The sequence below is a fragment of the Ensifer sp. Root423 genome (genome assembly GCF_001426275.1).
In the GTDB taxonomy this organism is placed as follows: Bacteria; Pseudomonadota; Alphaproteobacteria; order Rhizobiales; family Rhizobiaceae; genus Ensifer; species Ensifer adhaerens.
Window position 1 is genome coordinate 232460 of the sequence record NZ_LMEG01000002.1, and the last position, 21037, is coordinate 253496.

Sequence of the window (21037 nt, forward strand, 5' to 3'; positions counted from 1 at the left end):
GCGCGACCTGTTTGATCTCTCAGCCATGGTGCGCCACCTTCTTTCCGGAGATCGGAGGCAGCGGCAGGACCGATTGACCCTCCACCAGCTTGAAGTGATAGTTGCAGCTGTAGAAGGGCGCCGCGGCGCCCGGAAACTCCGGGTCCGGGCTATCGTGGCGGAAGAATTTCCCGACGATCTGCTGCTTCGCGCCGAAGACCACGTCGTTGACCAGGGCCTCGTGACTGTCGGAGAAGATCTGGGTGACGAGCGTCTTGTAGCCCGGCGCCGAGACGATGAAGTGGATGTGGGCCGGACGCATCGGTGTCCGCTTCTGCGCTCGCAGCAGGTCGCCAACCGGCCCGTCGGTCGGAACCGGATAGCCTGCCGGCTTCACCGACACGAAGTGAAAATGACCGTCGCCATCCGTGGTGAAACGGCCGCGCAGGTTGAAGTCGTCCTGGGTCTCGTCCTGGTTCTCGTAAAGCCCGACCGGGGACGCCTGCCAGACATCGAGGGTCGCCCCTTCGACGGGTCGGCCGGCTGGATCGGTCACTCGCCCGGTGAAGTAGAGCTGCGATCCCGGCGTATCCGAACGGGCGATGCAGTCGCCGTTTAAGCATTTCGGCGCACCCCCGCGATAGAACGGCCCCAAGAGCGCTGACAGCGTCTCGCCCTGCATGCCGTCATTGTTGATCAGGTCGATCAGCGTCGAAGCGCCGAGCACGTCGGCGGCAAGCACGGTCTCGTTGTGCGCCTCGTTGGTCGCCTGGCCGACCGCCGTGATCCAGCGCAGGGCGTACTCGAATTCCGCCTCGGTCGGGCGCGCTTCCAGCAGGAAGGCGTGCAAATGCCTGACCATCGTGTCCATGATCTGCTTGAGCCGCGGATCGTCGCCGCGCGACATGGCGGCAAGCACCGTCGGCGTGACGTCGGCCTCCTTGGAAATCAGTTTTGCCTCGGGGCTGATATGGCTGTTCATCCCTGTTCTCCTTTCCGCGTCACAGGCCGGACCCGGCGAGCCGAAGTTCGGGCTTGGCCGTCTTCAGGTGCGGATATTTTTCGGTCAGCAGCGACCCGTAGTAATAGGTTTCAGCGAAGGCGCCGGTTGCGCGGATGGCATCGAGCCATCTCTGGATCGCCGGCATCTCCGCCCACATCGAGGACAGTCCGATATCGTCCATCCGGACGATCACCGGCATGATCGCGATATCCGCCAACGTCAGCTGATCGCCCATGACCCACGGCCCGCCATTGTCGGAAAGCCACGCCGCCATGCGCTGAACGCCGCGCTCAAGGCGGCCGAGCGCTTCTTCCATTTCCGGCTCGGGAAAGCCGCTTCGCCCCATCTTCATCAGGAACTCGCGGCGAAGCGGCTTTGCATCGCAGACCGCCTGGAACTCCTCCGCCGTCATCGCCTGATAGTGCGGCAGGAAGGCGAGGTTGTAGGAAGGCACGCGGATCGCCGGTGTCGGCACTTCGTCGATGAAGCGCATCATTGCCCGCATCGTCGCCGCGCCGAAGGCGTCCCTTGGCCGAAGCCCACCAGGGAGAATGTCTTCCAGATACTCCATGATGACGGCGGAATCGGTGACCGCGCGGCCCTGGTGGACGAGCGAGGGCACGACGCCGTTCGGGTTGATCGCCAGATATTCGGGCTTGAGCTGGTCACCGGTGAAGAGATCGAGCTTGTGCTCCTTAAAGGCGAGGCCCTTGGCGTTGAGAACGTATCGCACCCGTTGGCTGCACGTCGATTGAGGGGCGTTGTAGAGGATGAAGTCCTGCATCGTCGCCTCTCAATCCCAGTTGAGGACGCGGGGCAGCTTGCCCTTGCGGGCGAGCGTTCCGATCACGCCGTTCGGGAAGAACATCAGCCCGAGAACCATGACGAAACCGGTCGCGAGAATGTTGATCTCGGAGGCGCCGAGGGTCGCCACGAAGATTTCGTTGAAGGCGACGATCAGGATCGCGCCCACGACCGGCCCCGCAATCGTGCCCTTGCCGCCGAGAATGCACATCAGCACCAGGTTTGCCGAAACGAGGATGATCAGGAAGATGTTCGGCCGGAGATAGGTGAGATACTCACCCCAGACTGCACCGGCCATGCCGACAAAGAAGGCGGACAATGCGAAGGCCAGCACCTTGTAGAAGCGGGTGTTGATCCCGGCGCTTTCCGCTTTGACCTCGTCCTTGGAGAGCGCGCGCAGGCCAAGCCCGAACTTGGAATGCTTGATGCGATAGGTCGCCCACACGGTGAAGGCAGCCATCAGCACGAAGGCGTAGTAGTAGGGCAGCTTCGCCGTCTGAACGGGCAGATCGGTTACCGGCAGCGACAGGCCGTTGGCGCCGCCGATGAACTCCCAGTGGTCGAACAGAATACGGGCGATCATCAGGAGCGCGATCGACGAGATGATGAAGCTCGGGCCACGAACCTTCAGCGTGATGAGGCCGACTAGATAGCCGCAGGCCGCGGCCGCCAACCCGGCGAGCGGTGCCGTCAAGAGCGACGAGATGCCGTATCGCGCCAGGAGCACGCCTGAAAAATAGCCGCCGATCGCGAAGAACACCGCGTGGCCGAGCGAGATATAGCCGGCGAACCCGCCGATGATGTTCCAGCCGCTGGCCATGACCGCATAAGAAGCCGTGAACAGGACAAGGTGCAGCAGGTAGTTGTAGTTGCCGGTTAGTTGCAGGAGCGGCAGGGCGAGCAGCACACCGAGAACGGTGAGAGGGAACCATGTGGCGCGGGTCTGGTCATGCTGGCGCGCAAGCTTCTGGTTGTGAATGCGACGGGCCTCGAGCACCGAGCTCGCGTCGGCTTGTTGTAGGTTTACGGCCATTATGCCAACTCCGGTTTTTCGCCGAACAGGCCCTGGGGACGGATCAGCAGGATGACGAAGAGTGCGAGGAAGAAGGTCATGGTCGACCAGGTGGCGCCCACCCAGGTGCCGACGAATGCGGCGATGACCGACAGGAGAAGAGCGGCGACGACGGTGCCGAGCACGCTGCCCATGCCGCCAAGGACGACGACCGACATCAGCATTGCAATCCATTCCCACTGCTTGGCGGGGAAGAAGCTGAAGACGAAGCTCACCAGCGAACCGGCAGCACCTGCAAGCCCGATGCCTATTGCAAAGGCGATCATGCTGATGAGGTTGACGTTGACGCCGAGCAGTTCGGCGGCCTCGCGGTTCTGCGTGGTGGCGCGGATGGCGTAGCCGAGCCGCGAGTAGTTGAGGAACAGCGTCAGCGCGCCGATGATCGCGAGTGACACACAGCCGGCATAGAGTTGCCCTTTCGGGATGAACAGGCTGCCGATGAAGAAGGCGTCCGTCGCATATTCCGGCGAGGTCACGCGCTGGGTGTTGGTGAAGGCGGCGCCGAGGAAGCCTTCAACGATCATCGCCAGCGCGAAGGTAAGAAGTACCGTCATTTCCGAGTAGCGGGCGCTTTTGGCCTGGCTCTCGAACATCAGGCGATAGAGCAGCACGCCGATCGCCGCCATGATCAGTGCCGCGATCGGCAGCGTGGCGATCGGGTCGAGGCCCCAGAGCTTGAAGGCCCAATAGCTGACATAGGCGCCGCAGATGATCAGCGACGGATGGGCCAGGTTGACGATGCGCATGACGCCGAAGACCAGCGAAAGTCCGGACCCCATCAGCGCGATTACGCCGCCGAGCGCGAGGCCGAGTATCAGTATCTGAAGAATGTCTGTCATCACGTCCTCCGCTACGCGACCTTGCGGCCGCCGAGGTAAAGTTCCTGGATGCGCGGGTCCGCCAGAACCGCCTCGGCCGGCCCCTCGAAGAGGGTGCGGCCGAGATCGAGCACAACGCCCCAGTCGGAATTCTTGAGGCCCATCATCGCGTTCTGCTCGACGAGCAGGACGGTGACGCCCTCCTGAGACATCATCTTCATGATGTCGAACATCTCCTGCACGATCTTCGGCGCCAGCCCGAGGGAGGGCTCGTCGAGCATGACGATGTCGGGCTTGACGATCAGCGTCCGCGCCATCGCAAGCGTCTGCTGCTGGCCGCCCGACATGGTGCCGGCATGCTGGTCGGCGCGCTCGCGCAGCACCGGAAAGCGCTCGAGGATTTCGTCGATGCGGCGGTCACGAAGCTTTGCGTCGTTGAGCACATATCCGCCCATGCGCAGGTTTTCGCGCACCGTCATCTTCGGAAACAGCGCCCGTTCCTGCGGTACGAAACAGATGCCCTTGCGCAGGATCTGGTCGGGGCGCAGGCCGTTCAGCCGCTCGCCCTTGAAGATGACGTCGCCCTTGCGGATCGTCAGCATGCCGCAGATCGCTTTCAGCAGCGTCGATTTGCCGGCGCCGTTCGGGCCGATGATGCAGTGGACCTTGCCTGGCTCGACCGTCAGCCGCGCGCCATCGAGAATGGCCGGGCCGTCGCCATAGCCGGCGGTGATATTGGTGACTTGCAGGAGATCGCTCATCAGGCCGCTTCCTCTTCCAGTACGCCGCCCAGATAGGCTTCGAGCACATGCGGATCGCGACGCACCACATCGGGCGTGCCGTCGCAGATTACCCGCCCGTGCGCCATGACCACGACGCGGTGCGAGAGCCGCATGATCAGGTCCATGTTGTGTTCGACGATCAGCACCGTCAGGCCCTTGGCGTTGAGCGCCCGGATGTGGCCGACGATCTCTTCGAGCAGCGTCGGGTTGACGCCGCCGGCGGGCTCGTCGAGCAGGATGATTTTCGGATCGGCCATCAGCAGCGCTGCCAGATCCATCAGCTTCTTCTGGCCGTAGGACAGGTTGTGCCCATCCTCGTAGGCAATGCGGGTGATCCCGAGGAAATCGAGGATCGACATTGCCTTGTCGCGCTCTTCCGCCGAGACCGCCGGCCGGAACAGGTCGGCAAAGCCGCGGCAGCGCGCCTGTACGATCACGTTTTCCAGCACCGTCATGTCAGCGAGGTTGCGCGAGATCTGGAAGGTCCGGCTCAGGCCCTTTGCCGTGATCTTGTGCGGACGCAGATTGTCGATCCGCTCGCCATCCAGCCAGACCTCGCCCGAGGTCGGGACGACGGTGCGGCTGATGCAATTGAAGGCCGTGGTCTTGCCGGCGCCGTTCGGCCCGATGAGTGCCGTGATCGAGCCTTTCTCGACCTTGAAGCTTGCGCCGTCCACGGCGCGAATTCCGCCGTAGTGCTTGCACAGGTTCTTAACCTCGAGCATCCGCGCGATCTCCTTGTACTAGAAATTGGGTAGTAGATGCCTGCCAATCGGGAGGGCGCCTCGCGAGCGAAACACCCTCCTCTGCCTCGCAAAGGGTCAGAAACCGGACTTGGGATAGCGGAAGGGCACGATGCCCTCGAACTGGCCGGTCGGGTAGACGAAGGTCAGCTTGCCATCCTGCCACTGGGTCATGATGTGCGACTTTTCGACGGGCAGGCCGAGATCGTCCCAGCTGAAATCGCCGAGCACTGTCTGGACAGGCTGTTCCTTGGTGCGGGCGTGCAGCCATTCGCCCATCTTGGCGTTATCCGTGCTGCCGGCGCCAACCATGGCCTGCTCGATACCCTGGCAGACGGCGAAAGGGATGGCGCTGTCTTCATCCGGCTCGACACCATATTCGGCTTCGAACGCCTTCACAAAATCGGCGTTGTCGAAGGGCTTTCCGGCAAGCGTGCTCTTGAACGGAACATCCTTGTGCCAGGTGGTGTGGATGACGACGCCATCGGCCGCGTCGTTCCCCACACCCTCGATGAACTCCGTCTGGGCACCCTGGCTGAGATAGACGAGCTTTGCCGATGCGCCGACGGTCTTGAGCGCCCGCATGAGCTGGACCGCCTCTTCCGCAGAAGCCGTCAGGCCGACGATCATTTCAGCGCCGGAGCGCTTGATCGAATTGGCAAGGTTCAGCCAGTCGTTGAAGCCTTCCTCGGGCCACTTCTCCTCCATCACCACCTCGATGCCAGCTTCCTTGAAGTAACCGGGCGCGAGGTCGGCGATTTCCTTGTCGTTGGCGGGATCGATCACCTTCTGGCCGAGAAGGCCGGTGGCGATCGCATTGGCGAAGAAGTCGTCGGCATGGACGACGGCGACTGTCTTCGGCGCATCCGCCGGATCCTTGATCTCCTTCAGGAGGCCGATCACGTCCTTGCCTGTGTATTCGGCAGCATTGACCTGGAAATAGAAGAGGTTTTTGTAGCCCTGGGCATAGATCCGGAGCGCACCGCCCGAGGGAACCGGGTGAACCATGTTGTACTTGGACAGAACGTTGCCGACCGGAAAGGTCAAGCGGCTCGAGAACGTACCGTAGACGGCATCGACCTTGTCGACGTTGATGAAGCGTTCGTACTGATTGATGGCCGTCGCAGGGTCGGAGCGATTGTCGCTGACGATCAGCTCCACCTGCTTGCCGAGAATGCCGCCCGCTTCATTGATGAGCTTGTTGCAGAGTTCGTAGCCCCGCTTATGCTTCTCGCCGCTGACCGAAAGGCCACCGGTGATCGGCAGCGATGCGCCGATCCGTATTGTTTCCGCAGCGCTCGCAACGGTGCTTGCCGAAAGCACACTGACGGTTGCTGCCGCGATCAGCCGATTGAGTCCCATTTTGTCTCCTCCCAGACATTTGCGCGCAATCGTTTGCATTGAAGCGAAAAACAAATCGCCCGGCCACGCCGGACGAAACTTGCGCACTGTTCGATCGACGGCAGGCCAGCTCCTCAACTGCCCTGCCGCAAACTGAATATGCAAACGATTGCACATGGGCGATTATGCGCACCGTTTGCGCTTTGTCAAGCATCCATGCGAACGATTGCAAAACCTCCGGCAAGATTTTAAATGGAGGCGAGAGGTGACACATGCAGAAGAAACGAACCACGCTGAAGGACATTGCGCGCGCGACCGGCGTTCATGTGTCGACCGTATCGCGCGCCCTTGACCCGACCGAGCGCAAGAGCATCACGCCAGAGGTCGTGGCGAAGATCCAGGCCGCGGCGGAACGCCTGGATTATCGCCCCAACCGCATCGCCTTCGGGCTTCGCACCAACCGGACGATGACGGTCGGCGTCGTCATTCCGGATATCACCAACCCGATTTTCCCACCGATCCTGCGCGGGATCGAAAGCGTTCTGGAACCGCTCGGCTATGCGTCGATCATCGTCAACACCGACAGCGAGCGCGAGCGCGAGGTTCGCCTTCTCGAAGTGTTGCGCGATCGGGGTGTCGACGGACTTATCCATGCAGCGGTGCTTAGAAGCGACCCCTCGATCGCCAAGGCCGCCCAGGACGGCCTGTCGGTGGTGACGCTGAACCGGCGCGTGGAGAATTCGAACATCCCCTATGTCATCAATGACGAGGACATGGGCATCTGCGAAATGCTGCGCCACCTGACGAAACTCGGCCACCGGCGGATCGCGCATCTGGCCGGGCCGCAGGATCTCTCGACCGGGCAGCTACGCCTGGCCGCCTTCCGCAACGCCGCCAAGAGAATGTCGATCGACATCGACCCGCAGCTCATCGTCACCGCCATGCGCTTCGATGAGGACGAAGGCGCCCGCTGCACGCGCGAGCTGCTCGCCTCCGGAAACGACTTTACCGCCGTGCTCTGCGCAAATGACCGCCTGGCGCTCGGCTGCATCGACGTCTTGCGGGAGAACGGCCTCGACTGTCCATCGGACATTTCCGTCAGCGGCTTCAACGACATGCCGTTCCTGCAACTCGCGCGTCCAAGGCTCACCACCGTCCGCATCCAGCAGTATGATGCGGGCATCACCGCCGCATCGATCCTGCTGCGCCTGATGAATGCCGGCGCGGACGACGACATTCCGCTCGAGACCGTGCTGCCGGTGGAGCTCCTGGAACGCGAAAGCACGGGACCGGTGGCAGCGCAGAAGCGCTGACAATCCCCAGCCGGCAGCTCGCGACGAATCGGCGGTTTCGGTCCCTTCGCACCGCTTTCCCCTGCGAACGCCTCTGCGCGAGCGTTTTCCGCGAACCTTCATGCAATCGATTGCCTATTGTTTCGTGCAATCGATTGCCCTAAGGTCGCATCGATCAACCGTCAAATTGCCGGGCGGACGTTTCCGTCGGCTTGAAAGACATCACGTCAAGAGGGAGGAACTTATGGCGTATCCGCGGTCCTTGGTTGGAAAGACAGTTCTCGTCATCGGCGGAAACGGCGCAATCGGCGCCGCAACAGGGCGCCTGTTTGCAGATGCGGGAGCGACCGTGCTGATCACCCACACGCCGCGTGAACAGGGGGCCGCAAGCGCGGATGCGGTGATTTCCTCCCTTGCGAACGCTGAACGTCATGCCCGATATGCCGTCGACATCACGGATTCCCGCGCTCTTGGCGACCTTGCCCGCACCATCGAACAGAAGTTCGGCAAGCTCGATGTGCTGGTCAATGCCGCGGGCTTCACCAAGCCTATCGCCCACCGGGATCTCGACGCGCTGACGGATGAACTGATCGACGACATCTTCAAGGTGAACTGGCGAAGCCAGTTCGCGGCGATCCGCGCCTTCGCGCCACTTTTGAAAAAATCCGGCGACGGGCTCGTCGTCTCCATCTCGTCGATCGCCGCCTTCACCGGTATTGGCTCGAATATCGCCTATTGCGCCGCCAAGGCCGGCATCGACGTGATGACCAAGGCGCTCGCCCGCGTCCTTGCCCCGGAAATCCGGGTCCTTGCGGTTTCTCCTGGTGTCGTCGACACGCAATTCGTCCCCGGGCGAGGCTCGGACTTCAACGACAAGGTCGCGTCCTCGACCCCGCTCGGCCGCATCGGCGAAGTCGACGACATCGCCGCCGCCATCCTGGCGAGCGCGACGTTGCTCGGCTTTTCGACCGGCCACATCATCCAGGTGGATGGCGGCCGGGCGCTCTGAGACCACAGAACTCCGCATCCGCGCGACAGAGTGGTCGCGCGGATGTCTCGTCCCTCCTATAGTCCAGGGCACAGCGACGGCGCGGATAACGGTTGCAGGAAGGTAGGGACGAAATGGTCGAAAAGGTCATCGATAACACTCAGGCGTCTCGATTCGAGCTGCCGATCGGCGACGAGATCGCCGTTGCCTACTATCGGCTGGAGGACGGCCGGGTCGTTCTCACGCACACGGAAGTGCTGCAGACCCTGTCGGGACAGGGGATCGGCACGCGGCTTGCGACCGGCGTCTTCGACATTCTTCGCGCGCGAAACGCACGGGTGATCGCGACGGCTGAACGCCCGGCAATGCTGAGCCAGACGGTGGCCGTGACCACCGCCTGGCTGGATGACGGGGCGGCGTGCCCGGGACCTCAGGCTTGATCCGGCGTCTGGTCAACCCCGTCGAGCAAGGCGCGACGAATGGCGGAAAGCGCTGACGGCAATCGTTGGCCGAAGGACTGCAGCAAGACGTCGTGGCTTTGCAGTTCCTTGGCGAGTTTGGCCGGATCGAACCTCATCAGCGCGTCGAAGGTTTGGCGGTCGTAGTCGAGGCCATGCCAGTCGATGTCGTCATAGCCCGGCACAAGGCCGATCGACGTGGCTTTTCCGCCGCCAGTCCTCTCCGTCCTCTGCACGATCCATTTGAGCACGCGCATATTTTGCCGGAAGCCCGGCCAGAGAAATGCACCGTCCTCGTCACGCCGGAACCAGTTGACGCGGAAGATTGCCGGCGCATTCACAAGCCGGTCTCCCATCGAAAGCCAGTGGGCAAAATAGTCGGCCATGTTGTAGCCGCAGAAGGGCAGCATCGCGAAGGGATCGCGCCGGGTCGCGGCCTGATTTTCCGCGGCCGCCGTCGCTTCCGACCCCAGCGTTGCCGCCCAGTAGATGCCCTCGCGCCAGTCCCTTGCCTCAAAGACAAGCGGAAAAGTGTGGGAAAGCCGCCCGCCGAAGATGAAGGCCGAGATCGGCACGCCGGCGGGGTGCGCGGCCGATGGGTCCATGCTCGGGCAGCGGTCGCGCGAAACGGTGAAACGGGCGTTCGGATGCGCGGCCGGGCGACCGGCCTGAGGCGTCCAGTCGAGACCGCGCCAGTCCACCAACGCCGGCGGCGCCTCCTCCGTCATGCCCTCCCACCAGACGTCGCCGTCGGGCGTCAGCGCGCAATTGGTGAAGATGGTCTCGCGCGCGATCGCCGCCATCATGTTGGGATTGGTCTTCTCGTTGGTGCCCGGGGCAACCCCGAAGAAGCCCGTTTCCGGATTGATGGCCCGCAGCCTGCCGTCCGCATCCGGCCGAATCCAGGCGATGTCGTCGCCGACCGTCTTGACCTTCCATCCCGCAAAACCCTCGGGCGGCAGAAGCATGGCGAAATTGGTCTTGCCACAGGCGGACGGAAAGGCGGCCGCGACATAGGTCGTTTTCCCAGTGGGATCCTCCACGCCCATGATCAGCATGTGCTCGGCAAGCCACCCCTCCTGTCGGCCCTTCAGCGAGGCCGTGCGCAGTGCCAGGCACTTCTTGCCGAGAAGCGCATTGCCGCCGTAGCCGGAACCGAAGGATGCGATCGAGCCGTCGTCCTGGAAGCTCACAATATATTTGTGCTCCGCGTTGCAGGGCCACGGCACATCGCGGTCGCCGGGCGCGAGCGGGGCTCCGACCGAGTGCAGGCAGCGCACGAATTCGCGCGTGCCAAGTGCGCGCAGGACCGGCAGGCCGATATGCGCCATCAACTTCATGCTGACCGCGACATAGGCGGAATCGGTGATCTGAACCCCGATCATCGCAAGGTCCGAGCCGGGTTCCCCCATGGAGAACGGGATCACATACATGGTGCGCCCGCGCATCGATCCCTTGAACAATCGCGAAAGCTCCACGCGCATGCTGGCAGGATCTGCCCAATTGTTGGTGGGCCCTGCGTCCTCCCGGCTGGAGGTGCAGACGAAAGTGCGATGTTCGAGGCGGGCGACATCGCGGGGATCGGAGCGGCAGAGGAACGAGCTTGGGCGCTTCGCTTCGTTCAACCGGATAAAGGTGCCCGCGGCGACAAGGGTGCTGCACAGACGCCTGTATTCCGCATCGCTGCCGTCGCAGACATGGACCTGATCCGGTTCGCACAGGGCCCGAACCTCGTCGATCCATTGGCTGAGAACGGGGTTGGTTATGACAGTCGGGTCTTGCATGGATGCGTCTCTCGCTTGGCAATAATGAATTCGGTCCGCGCGGCCCGCCTCCCGAACTCACATGTTCGGATAGACCGGGCCTTCGCCGCCTTGGGGCGGCACCCAGTTGATGTTCTGGTTCGGGTCCTTGATGTCGCAGGTCTTGCAGTGCACGCAGTTCTGCGCGTTGATGACGAAGACGTCCTTCCCGTCCTTCTCCACCCATTCGTAGACCCCGGCCGGACAGTAGCGCGTCGACGGACCGGCATAGACGTCGTGCTCGGAGCGCTTCTGCAGATCCATGTCCTTCACCTGGAGATGGACCGGCTGGTCTTCCTCATGGTTGGTGTTCGACAGGAACACCGAGGACAGCCGGTCGAAGGTCAGAACCCCGTCCGGCTTTGGATAGTCGATCTTCTTGTGCTGCGCTGCGGGTTCGAGCGACTGCGCATCGGTCTTTCCGTGCTTCAGCGTGCCGAAGAAGGAGAAGCCGAACAGCTGGTTGGTCCACATGTCGAGACCGCCGAGCCCAACGCCGATCGCCGTGCCGAACTTCGACCACAGCGGCTTGACGTTNTCGATCTTCTGGTGCTGCGCTGCGGGTTCGAGCGACTGCGCGTCGGTCTTTCCGTGCTTCAGCGTGCCGAAGAAGGAGAAGCCGAACAGCTGGTTGGTCCACATGTCGAGACCGCCGAGCCCAACGCCGATCGCCGTGCCGAACTTCGACCACAGCGGCTTGACGTTYCTCACCCGCTTCAGGTCCTGGCCGATGGCGCTGTCGCGCCAGCCGCGTTCGATCTCGATCGGCTCGTCATTGGCGCGGCCACTAGCAATCGCTGCCGCCAGCTTCTCGGCCGCGAGAATGCCTGAAAGCACCGCATTGTGGCTGCCCTTGATGCGCGGCACGTTGACGAGACCGGCCGAACAGCCGATCAGCGCACCACCGGGGAAGGACAGCTTCGGTACCGACTGGTAACCGCCCTCGGTGATCGCACGTGCGCCATAGGAAAGCCGCTTGCCGCCCTCGAACGTGCCGCGGATCGCCGGATGCGTCTNGCTTCGGTACCGACTGGTAACCGCCCTCGGTGATCGCACGTGCGCCATAGGAAAGCCGCTTGCCGCCCTCGAACGTGCCGCGGATCGCCGGATGCGTCTTGAAGCGCTGGAACTCCTCGAAGGGGAAGAGATAGGGGTTCTTGTAATTGAGGTGCACGACGAAGCCGACGGCGACCATGTTGTCTTCGAGATGGTAGAGGAAGGAGCCGCCACCGGTCTTCATGCCGAGCGGCCAGCCGAAGGAGTGCTGCACCAGGCCCGGACGATGGTTCTCGGGCTTGACCTGCCAGAGCTCCTTCAGGCCGATGCCGAACTTCTGGACGTCGCGGTCTTTCGAGAGATCGAACTTGGCGATCAGCTGCTTGGCGAGCGAACCGCGCACGCCCTCGCCGATCAGCGTGTATTTGCCGAGCAGCGCCATGCCGCGGGCGAAGTTCGGGCCCGGTTCGCCGTTCCGCTCGATGCCCATGTCGCCGGTGGCAACCCCGATGACCGCACCCTCGTCGTTGTAGAGCACTTCGGTGGCGGCAAAGCAGCGACAGACGAGCCCAAGCGATACGATGTAGTTGCCGTGATTGTTCATCAGCGGCGGCATCAGGAAGTTCGGCAGGCGGATCGAGCCGGCGGGTCCTAAGAACAGGAAGTGGTCGTCCGTCACTTCGGTCTTGAACGGATGGTCGGCCTCGTCGCGCCAGCCCGGCAGCAACCGGTCGATGCCGATGGGATCGACGACGGCGCCCGACAGGATATGCGCACCGACTTCGGCACCCTTTTCCAAGACGACGACCGAAAGCTCCGGATTGACCTGCTTCAGCCGGATCGCCGCGGCAAGACCCGCCGGCCCCGCACCGACGATCACAACGTCGAACTCCATGCTCTCGCGTTCAACCATCTGCATGCGCCTATCAATTGGCGGCCCTACTGAGGCGAGCCGCGCGAAACGCGACGGCCGCCCTCGCCGAGGACCGCTAGAAGTTCGCACGGCGACGAGCCGAAGACGGGGCGTCGTCACCGTGCTGGAGGTTCGGTTCAATAGATCTGGATCAGGAAGAACTCACTCCTTCGGTGGCCAGGTCGGGATGCTCCCCCGGCCCGACGGAAACCGGACGTTCTTTGAGCGCATGAACTCGCGCAGCGTTTCCGCCGTATTTTCCCGGCCGAAACCGCTTCCCTTCTGGCCGCCGAAGGGCGAGCCGAGGAAGGCGCGGCGCATGTAGTTGTTGACGAAGATCATGCCCGCTTCGAGCTTGGCTGCGATCTTGCCGGCATGGGCCTCGTCGGTCGTGCAGATCGCCGCCGTCAGGCCGTATTCACTGTCATTGGCGATGCGGATCGCCTCTTCCTCGGTCGAAAACCGCATGATGCTGGCGATCGGACCGAACATCTCTTCGCGCGCCGGGGTCATGTCAGGCGTAACATCTGCAAGAACCGTCGGCGCGACCCAGTAGCCGTCCTTCAATCTCTCGTCGGTCGGCAACCTGCCCTGGGTGACGAGGCGGGCTCCTTCCTTCAGCGCGATGTCGAGATAGGACAGAACCTTGTCGCGGTGCTTCGCATCGACCATCGCGCCGATATCGGTCGCCGGATCAAGTCCGTCGCCGACGACCAGCTTCTCGGTCGCCCGCGCGAACCGCTCCAGGAACCGGTCATGGAGGCTATCGTGCACGAGGATGCGCGATGTCGATGTGCAGGCCTCTCCCTGATTGTAGAACATGCCTTCGAGCGCAACGTTGATCGCGACGTCGAGATCGGCATCGGGAAGCACGATCAGCGCGTTCTTTCCGCCAAGCTCCATCGTGGCATAGGTGAGGTTCTGCGCGGCCGACTGCAGCACGCGCCGGCCCGTCATCGTCGATCCCGTGAAGGTGATGCGCTCGACCAGCGGATGGGCGGCAAGTGCCGGGCCGGAGACCATGCCGGCGACCGCGTTGAGAACGCCCGGCGGCAGGATCTCATTGGCGAGTTCGACGAGGCGCAACACCGTCAACGGCGCCTGCTCGCCGGGCTTGATGACGACGGTGTTGCCGGCGGCGAGCGCCGGCGCGCACTTCTTGGAAAAGTGGATCGGCGGCCAGTTGAAAGGCAGAATCGCGGCCACTACGCCATAGGGCTCGTAGTTGATGCGCGCCTCGATCGGTCCCTGATCGAGGATCTCGCCGTGGATCGTGTCGGCGAGACCGCCGAAATAGTCGAAGCAGGCATGGCAGAACGACACGTCGAAGCGGAGCGCATCGCGACGTGGCTTGCCCACTTCGCGCGCCTCGATCTCGGCAAGTTCGTCCACATGCTTGCGAATATGGGCGGCGACTTCGCGCAGGATCTGGCCGCGCTCGCGCGGGGAACGGTCGCGCCAGGACTGGAAGGCGCCGCGGGCGCTTCTGACTGCCTGGTCGACGTCGGCCTCCGATGCATTGGTCACATGCGCGATCGTCGCCCCGGTTGCCGGCTCCTCGACGCTGAACGTGGTGGCGCCGCCGTCGTCCAGGAATTCCCCACCCACGAACAGGCCGGACATCCGGAGCGGCGCCCGCGCCTGATCCTCGACATTCTTAAGCATTGCTACTCCTCCCATGTTGCAATCAACCGCACATGCCGGACCGCATCCCGGTCAGGCTTTTCTCTGTCCGTCGGACAATCCCGTCGTCCGGCTGGTTCCGTGTGATCCGCTAGCTCCTGCTCCTTGGCATCAGGCCCGGGGCCCGCGCACCGAGACCGCGCCGCGTCGTCGCGGGTACGGCGAGGTCGCTCAACCGTTTCACCCGATAGGCCGTCGGCGTCATTCCGACCGACTTTCGAAACGCTCGCAGGAAATACTTCTCGTCGGTGTAGCCGACCGCATAGGCGATCTGCCCGATCGGCTCGTCGGTCAGCACCAGGCGTTCGCGCGCGTCATCGATGCGCATCTCGCGGATGAGCGCGTTGAAGCTGGTGCCCGTATGCTGCCGCAACAGCGCGCAGAGGCGGCTGCGGGAAAGCCTGGCGTAGGCGGCCGCCTGATCGAGGGTCGGCGAGCGCAGGTAATTCTCCGCGATGAAATCTGAGATCCGGCGCATATGTCCGCTGTCCCGGCCGATCGCCGGCAGAACCGGTGACAACTCGTCGAAACGATCCTCATAGGCCCGGCAGATCCTGCCGAGCATCAGCGTCAGCTCGGCGCGAATGATCTCCCCCGTGCAGATCCGATCCTCGGCATGCTCAAGGATCATCACCCGGCAGGCCTCCTCGACGCGCGCCGCCTGGGCTTCGTCCAGGTTAAAGTCGATGTGCCCCTGCCAGGCAAAGGGCGTGAGTTCGGGGGCAATGCGCACCAGTTCCTGTATCGGATAAGAGCGCGTGATGCCCGGCCGGAGGAAATCGAGGTCGAAGTAGATCACGACGGACCGCGACGCGCTGCTGAAGCGCATCTGATGCGGGGTCATCGGCGCGATGAAATAAACCGAGCCCGGCTGCGGCTTGTAGGATCTGAGGCCGACGCGCGCCGTCGGCGCTTCGGTCATGAAATAGACGATCTGGAAGTAGTCGTGCTTGTGCGCCGGATAGAGCCTTTGTGTCTTTTCGACCAGACGAATGTGGAAGCGAGGCGCATCGGCCCGTTCGAGCGCGTAGGAACGAAAGGGCGCCGACAGGGTGTCGTCCACGTCCTGATCCGGATCGCCGCCCGGCTGCCCATCTGTCCTTGCCATCTCGTCCCCCCTGTTTGCCTCAGTGCCGATGCCACCTGCTCAAGTCGCGCTTGCGAGCGTCCCTTTCAACTCGGGAACCGCCTCGAAGAGATCGGCGACGAGACCATAATCGGCAACCTGGAAGATCGGTGCCTCCGCGTCTTTGTTGATCGCGACGATCACCTTCGAATCCTTCATGCCCGCCAGATGCTGAATCGCGCCGGAAATGCCGCAGGCGATGTAGAGGTCGGGAGCGACGATCTTGCCGGTCTGGCCGACCTGAAGGTCGTTCGAGACATAGCCGGCGTCAACGGCCGCGCGGCTCGCACCCAATGCCGCCCCCAGCGTGTCGGCGAGCGGCGCGAGCACCGTCTCGAAATTGTCTGCCGAGCCCATACCGCGCCCGCCGGACACGACGATGCGCGCCGAGGTCAGTTCGGGCCGCTCCGAAGCCGCTAGAGCATTGGCGACGAATGTCGAACGGCAGGAGCCCGGCGCAACGTCGACTACCTCGATTGGCTTCGCCTTCCCCTGACCCACGGGCCGGAATGCCGCCGCCCGGATCGTCAGAACGCGCTTCGGGTCTTTCGAGCGCACCGTCTGAACGATGTTGCCGGCGTAGATCGGACGGCGAAACAGGTCAGGACCATCGATCGCAATCACGTCCGAGATCTGCATGACGTCGAGCAGTGCCGCGACGCGCGGCATCACGTTCTTGCCGGTCGAGGTGGATGCCGCGACGATGGCATCGTAGTTTCCCGACAAGGCGACGATCAGGTCGGCGAGCGGCTCGGCAAGTTGGTTGGCAAGGCTTTCCCCATCCGCGACCAGGACCCTGTAGATGCCGTCGAGACCGGCGGCAGCCAGGGCTGCGTCGTGACACCCCTTGCCCGCGACGAGCACGTGAACGTCGTTGCCGAGGCAAAGCGCGGCGCTGACCGCCCTTGCCGTTGCCTCATCCAGTTGCGCATTGCCGTGTTCGGCCAAGACAAGCACGCTCATGCCAGCACTCCCGCTTCCGTTTTCAACCGTTCGACAAGCTCCGCCACCGATTTCACCTTGATGCCGGCGGCCCTTGTCGGCGGCTCTTCGAGGCGGACGACTTCCAGGCGCTCCTCGATGACCAGGCCGTAGTCCGAAGGTTGCCTTTCCTCCAGCGGCTTCTTCTTGGCCTTCATGATGTTCGGCAGCGACGCGTAGCGCGGCTCGTTCAGGCGCAGATCCGCCGTGACGATTGCCGGCAGGGCGAGCGCGAGCGTCTGCGATCCGCCGTCGACCTCGCGAATGACAGTGGCGCGATCGCCATTGACGGTGAGCTGCGAGGCAAAGGTCGCCTGCGGCCAACCGAGTTTTGCGGCCAGCATCTGTCCGGTCTGATTGCAATCATCGTCGACGGCCTGCTTCCCAAGAAGGATCAGGGCCGGCTGTTCTTCGCCGGCGACGGCGCTCAGCGCTTTGGCGACCGCCAGCGGTTCGGTCGTCGCCTCCGTCCGGACGAGGAGGCCGCGATCGGCCCCCATCGCCAGTGCAGTGCGTAATGTCTCCGTCGCCTTTTCGGGACCGACGGAAACGACGACCACCTCGGAGGCGATGCCCGCCTCCCTGAGACGGACCGCCTCTTCGACAGCGATCTCGTCGAACGGGTTCATCGTCATCTTGGCGGCGGCAAGGTCGAGACCGCTGCCATCCGCCCGTAGCCGCACCTTCACGTTCGGATCGACAACGCGCTTCACCGCGACCAATATCTTCATCCTTCGTCCTCCCTTGCCCGCCAACTCCTCCGACAGGTCCTAGTTTTCAGGGCCTGCGTATTTGCCGGCGGTTGCCGGGAACATGGTCTTGATGATCTTCATCCGGCTGACATCGACGGTCGCGTCCATGTGCAGGAAGATGGCGGCGTCGCGGAACAGCTTCTCGATGCCGAACTCCAGCATTGCGCCGTTGCCGCCATGCAGTTCCAGCGCGTGGGTCGCGACCTTCATGATCTCCTCCGACGCGTAGACCTTGGCCATGTTGCAAAGAATATCCATGTCCGGATGCCGCTCGTCGACGGCCCTCGACGCCCGCTCGATCAGCGCGCGCACCGCCTCGATCCGGGTCGCCATGTCGGCGAGCCTGAGCGCCACCGCCTGGTGCTTGATGAGAATACGCCCGCCCTGCACATAGTTCTGGACATAGTCGGCCGTGCGCTCGAAGCAGGCGACGCCGACGCCGAGGTTCTTGGCCGCCTGGATGATCTTGCCGGCGCGGAAATACTGCCCGGCGCTGCCAAGGGCTGTGTTCTGGACGAGAAGGTGATCCGCCGGCACCCGGCAGTCTTCGAACACCAGCTCGCCGTTGTTCATGAAACGGCAGCCCATGGTCTCGTTGCATTTCGTCACCGTCAGGCCCGGCGTGTCGCGCGGCACGAGGAAACTCGAGGTTCCCTGCAGCATGCCGACGGAGGAGTCCGTATTGGCATAGACGACGTAGAGGCTCGCATCGAAGCCGTTCGAGATGAACTGCTTGCGGCCGTTGATCACCCAGTGCCCGTCCTTGAGCACGGCCTTCGTGTGCATCGCCGCCTCGGGCACATTGTAGGGTAGCCAGCGGTCCGAAGCGCCGCGCGGCTCGGTAAGGCAATGGGCCAGCAGGAACTGCGGGTCCGCCAGAAGGCGCGGAAACCACTTGTCCTGCAGGTGCCTTGGCGCGAATTCGCGCAGGAGGATCGAAACCTTCCAGTTCTGCACCAGCTTGTCGGCAAGGCCGGAGTCGCCACGAGCGATTTCTTCGGAGATCAGCGCGAAGGTTCTAACCTCTGTCTCGCGCTCCAGGTCGACGCCGCCATAGGCTTCCGGCACGCCGAGCGTGCGGACGCCGATCGTTTCGGCGCCCTCCAGGATCGAGCGCGGCAGCCGCTCACCCGGGCTCATGTCCCATTCGCGCTGCCAGTTCGATCGAATGAAAGGCGTCACCGCGTCGTCGACGAAGGCGCGGCAGCTGTCGCGCATCATTCGCTGTTCCTGGGACAGTGAGCCGTCATCGGCGTGGATCATTTCTCGCTCCCTTGGTTCTGATCTGGCGGGTTCCTCATCCTGCCGAGAGATTGGTAGCTTGCCGTTCCGGTGGAGATGAGGTCCAAGTGTGCTCTTTTGGTGGACTATCGTCCAATTCGGCGTGGACTTTCAGCGCGCCATCGGAAGCAAGTGATCGCCGGCCTTCGCCTCGCCGGCTCCACCTGCGATCGCAGTCTGGATCGGCAATCGCCGAAATCCTTGTCCTATTTTTAAGACGCTGTGGCTCGATTTCGGCGCCTACCGCCGGTTTGTAGCGTCCGTATCTTTTTTAGGCCCGCTATCTCAGGCGTGGCGAAGAGGCTCGGCCACCATCCGACGCCGCACCTGCCGGAGAAAGCAACGCGAACCACCCGCGCCCTCCGCCAGTTTGGTTTCACCGATCCTGTTGAGGAGAGTGCCTTGATCCGCCGGTTTTCGACCTTCTGCCTCGCCGCGGCGCAGCTTGCCGTTTTCACGCAATCGTCCTTGGCAAACGATAGTGCCGACCTCGTGCTCAGAAACGGGACGATCGTCACCATGGACGAGGCTCGACCGGCGGCGGAAGCGCTTGCCATTTCCGATGGCCGCATCGTGGCGGTCGGCAGCGACGAGGACATCGAGAACCTGGTGCGACCTGATACGGAGGTCCTGGACCTTGGCGGCCGCACGGTCATTCCCGGCCTTGTCGATACGCATATCCACGCGATCCGCGGCGGCCAGACTTATCCGTTCGAGACCTACTGGCATGACGAAACGAGCCTTGCGAGCGCGCTTGAAGCCTTGAAGACTGCGGCGCGGGATCGTGCCAGGGACCAGTGGGTCGCGGTCGTCGGCTCCTGGCATCCGGACCAGTTCGCCGAGCGCCGAGCGCCTGACGTCGCCGACCTCGACAAGACCCTCCCGCAGACGCCGGCCTATGTGCAATATCTCTACGACTACGCGCTCGTGAACACCAAGGGGATCGAGCTGCTTGCTCTCGACAGTGCTGCGCCGAAGCTGCCGCCCGGCATCACGATCGAGCGCAACGAAGAAAGCCGCGCAACGGGCAGGCTCTTCGGCAACATCGGCTCGTTCAACGTGCTCTTCGGACAACTCAGTGCAATCGGCAAGAACGAGCGCAAGGCGAACCTGAAGGTCTTCTTTTCGCATCTGAACGCGGTCGGCGTCACCGGCTTCATCGACCCTTCCGCAGGGCCGGCCGTCGGCTATGAACCGTTCTTCGCGCTCAGGGACGAAGGCGGCCTGACACTGAGGGCCGGCTACCGAATTCCGGCGGCCCATCCCGGCAAAGAAGCCGAATGGTTCCGCGAAATCATGTCGTTCCGTCCCGCCGTCCACGACGACGGCACGCTGAGCTTCCTGGGTCTTGGCGAATCCCTGGTCTTTGCGATGAACGACGGCGTGCAGATGGGGCCGGGTTTCGCTCCGCCAAAGGAAGCGCGCGACGAACTCTTGAAAGTCGCGCAGTTCGCTGCGGAACGGCGTATCCCCGTCGAGATCCACGCCTATACCGATGACGCCGCGAGCGCCATCCTCGACGTTTTCGAAGAGGTGCACAAGACGCACCCGCTCAACGACCTCCGGTGGTCGATCGCCCACCTCAACACCGGATCGGAACGGACCCTCGACCGGATGCAAAAGATGGGTCTCGCCTACACCGTCCAGATGGGTCCCTATTTCGAGGGAGCGGCCATCGCAGGCGCCAATGGCACGGCTGTCGCAGCCGTTTCACCACCGACGCGCCTTGCCATCGACAAGGGGCTGCTTGTCGCCGGCGGCACCGACTCCACACGCATCGGCGTCGCCGGCGTCTGGCAGGCGATAGAGTACCACCTGACGGGGCGTTCGCTTGGAGGCACGGTGCAGAAGGCGAGCGACCAGTTGCTCACGCGCAAAGAGGCGCTGCGGCTTTACACGCGAAACGCAGCATGGATCGCCTTTGCCGAGGAGGATCGCGGCACGCTTTCCGCCGGCAAGCTCGCCGATCTCGCAGTGCTCGACAAGCCCTACATGACGATGCCGGTCGACGAGATCGATACCATCCGATCGGTATTGACCCTGCTTGGCGGCAAGGTCGTGTACGATGCCGGCGCGCTCCGGTCTGCCGAGCAATAGCCGGGGTCAGAAGCGCACCCCAACCGTCACGGCGTGGCGAGATCGTGCCTCCGCATCCATCTTGTTGCGGCCGACACAGCCCGGCCGCAATACACCGATCATCGCCGGGACCAACCCGTCCCGACG

The 21037-nt window shown here is 63.3% G+C and carries 18 protein-coding genes and 2 pseudogenes; 4 read left to right on the forward strand and 16 right to left on the reverse strand.

Going from position 1 to position 21037, the window contains the following annotated elements:
- Positions 1–19 precede the first annotated feature (19 nt).
- The 7 genes from ASD01_RS04970 to ASD01_RS05000 form a co-directional block, all read right to left on the reverse strand.
- On the reverse strand, positions 20–961 hold the full coding sequence (locus ASD01_RS04970) for a dioxygenase family protein (protein WP_034789816.1): 942 nt from the start codon (positions 959–961) through the stop codon (positions 20–22).
- A 19-nt stretch (positions 962–980) separates the two neighbouring features.
- Positions 981–1766, reverse strand: coding sequence for a glutathione S-transferase family protein (locus ASD01_RS04975; protein WP_051659176.1), 786 nt, complete (start codon positions 1764–1766; stop codon positions 981–983).
- Between the two features lie 9 nt (positions 1767–1775).
- Entirely contained in the window at positions 1776–2819 is a 1044-nt protein-coding gene (locus ASD01_RS04980; protein WP_034789818.1) for a branched-chain amino acid ABC transporter permease, read from the reverse strand.
- Positions 2819–3697 carry a branched-chain amino acid ABC transporter permease gene (locus ASD01_RS04985; protein WP_034789820.1) on the reverse strand — a complete coding sequence of 293 codons (879 nt, stop codon included), beginning with the start codon at positions 3695–3697 and terminating at the stop codon, positions 2819–2821. Before ASD01_RS04985 ends, ASD01_RS04980 begins: the two co-directional genes overlap by 1 nt.
- 11 nt (positions 3698–3708) lie before the next feature.
- Positions 3709–4437, reverse strand: coding sequence for an ABC transporter ATP-binding protein (locus ASD01_RS04990; RefSeq protein ID WP_034789822.1), 729 nt, complete (start codon positions 4435–4437; stop codon positions 3709–3711).
- On the reverse strand, positions 4437–5183 hold the full coding sequence (locus ASD01_RS04995; RefSeq protein WP_034789824.1) for an ABC transporter ATP-binding protein: 747 nt from the start codon (positions 5181–5183) through the stop codon (positions 4437–4439). Before ASD01_RS04995 ends, ASD01_RS04990 begins: the two co-directional genes overlap by 1 nt.
- A 96-nt stretch (positions 5184–5279) precedes the next feature.
- Positions 5280–6563: an amino acid ABC transporter substrate-binding protein gene (locus ASD01_RS05000; RefSeq protein WP_034789825.1), complete on the reverse strand. Its 1284-nt coding sequence runs from the start codon at positions 6561–6563 to the stop codon at positions 5280–5282.
- Between the two features lie 251 nt (positions 6564–6814).
- Here ASD01_RS05000 and ASD01_RS05005 point away from each other — a divergent pair, with 251 nt between their 5' ends.
- The 3 genes from ASD01_RS05005 to ASD01_RS05015 all read left to right on the forward strand — a co-directional run bounded on the left by ASD01_RS05005 (position 6815) and on the right by ASD01_RS05015 (position 9262).
- The gene (locus ASD01_RS05005; RefSeq protein WP_034789827.1) at positions 6815–7855 is read left to right on the forward strand and encodes a LacI family DNA-binding transcriptional regulator; all 1041 of its coding nucleotides are present in this window, start codon (positions 6815–6817) and stop codon (positions 7853–7855) included.
- Between the two features lie 223 nt (positions 7856–8078).
- Positions 8079–8843, forward strand: a complete 765-nt coding sequence (locus ASD01_RS05010; protein WP_034789829.1) for an SDR family NAD(P)-dependent oxidoreductase — start codon at positions 8079–8081, stop codon at positions 8841–8843.
- Between the two features lie 113 nt (positions 8844–8956).
- Entirely contained in the window at positions 8957–9262 is a 306-nt protein-coding gene (locus ASD01_RS05015; RefSeq protein WP_063979488.1) for a GNAT family N-acetyltransferase, read from the forward strand.
- Here the strand turns inward: ASD01_RS05015 and ASD01_RS05020 are convergent.
- From ASD01_RS05020 to ASD01_RS05050, 9 genes and pseudogenes are all read right to left on the reverse strand, one after another.
- Entirely contained in the window at positions 9253–11064 is a 1812-nt protein-coding gene (locus tag ASD01_RS05020; protein ID WP_034789831.1) for a phosphoenolpyruvate carboxykinase (GTP), read from the reverse strand. The genes ASD01_RS05015 and ASD01_RS05020 overlap by 10 nt on opposite strands.
- Before the next feature lie 57 nt (positions 11065–11121).
- Positions 11122–11619: 4Fe-4S dicluster domain-containing protein (locus ASD01_RS34415; protein WP_210173928.1), on the reverse strand; the 498-nt coding region annotated here is incomplete at its 5' end.
- Between the two features lies 1 nt (position 11620).
- Positions 11621–12098, reverse strand: a pseudogene (locus ASD01_RS36470) (NAD(P)/FAD-dependent oxidoreductase); the annotation flags it as partial.
- Position 12099: 1 nt separating this feature from the next.
- Positions 12100–12997: pseudogene (locus tag ASD01_RS36475) on the reverse strand (NAD(P)/FAD-dependent oxidoreductase); the annotation flags it as partial.
- Positions 12998–13153: 156 nt separating this feature from the next.
- Positions 13154–14656, reverse strand: coding sequence for an aldehyde dehydrogenase family protein (locus ASD01_RS05030; protein ID WP_051659097.1), 1503 nt, complete (start codon positions 14654–14656; stop codon positions 13154–13156).
- A 109-nt stretch (positions 14657–14765) separates the two neighbouring features.
- Positions 14766–15782: an AraC family transcriptional regulator gene (locus tag ASD01_RS05035; RefSeq protein WP_034787459.1), complete on the reverse strand. Its 1017-nt coding sequence runs from the start codon at positions 15780–15782 to the stop codon at positions 14766–14768.
- A gap of 39 nt (positions 15783–15821) precedes the next feature.
- Positions 15822–16763: an electron transfer flavoprotein subunit alpha/FixB family protein gene (locus tag ASD01_RS05040; protein WP_034787472.1), complete on the reverse strand. Its 942-nt coding sequence runs from the start codon at positions 16761–16763 to the stop codon at positions 15822–15824.
- Positions 16760–17512 (reverse strand): electron transfer flavoprotein subunit beta/FixA family protein, encoded by a 753-nt coding sequence (locus ASD01_RS05045; RefSeq protein WP_060517659.1) that lies wholly within the window; start codon positions 17510–17512, stop codon positions 16760–16762. The genes ASD01_RS05040 and ASD01_RS05045 overlap by 4 nt, the downstream gene beginning before the upstream one ends.
- Before the next feature lie 39 nt (positions 17513–17551).
- Entirely contained in the window at positions 17552–18796 is a 1245-nt protein-coding gene (locus ASD01_RS05050; protein WP_034787477.1) for an acyl-CoA dehydrogenase family protein, read from the reverse strand.
- 420 nt (positions 18797–19216) lie between these two features.
- On the opposite strand from ASD01_RS05050, the gene ASD01_RS05055 reads away from it, so the two are divergent.
- Entirely contained in the window at positions 19217–20911 is a 1695-nt protein-coding gene (locus ASD01_RS05055; protein WP_200953451.1) for an amidohydrolase, read from the forward strand.
- Positions 20912–21037 lie beyond the last annotated feature (126 nt).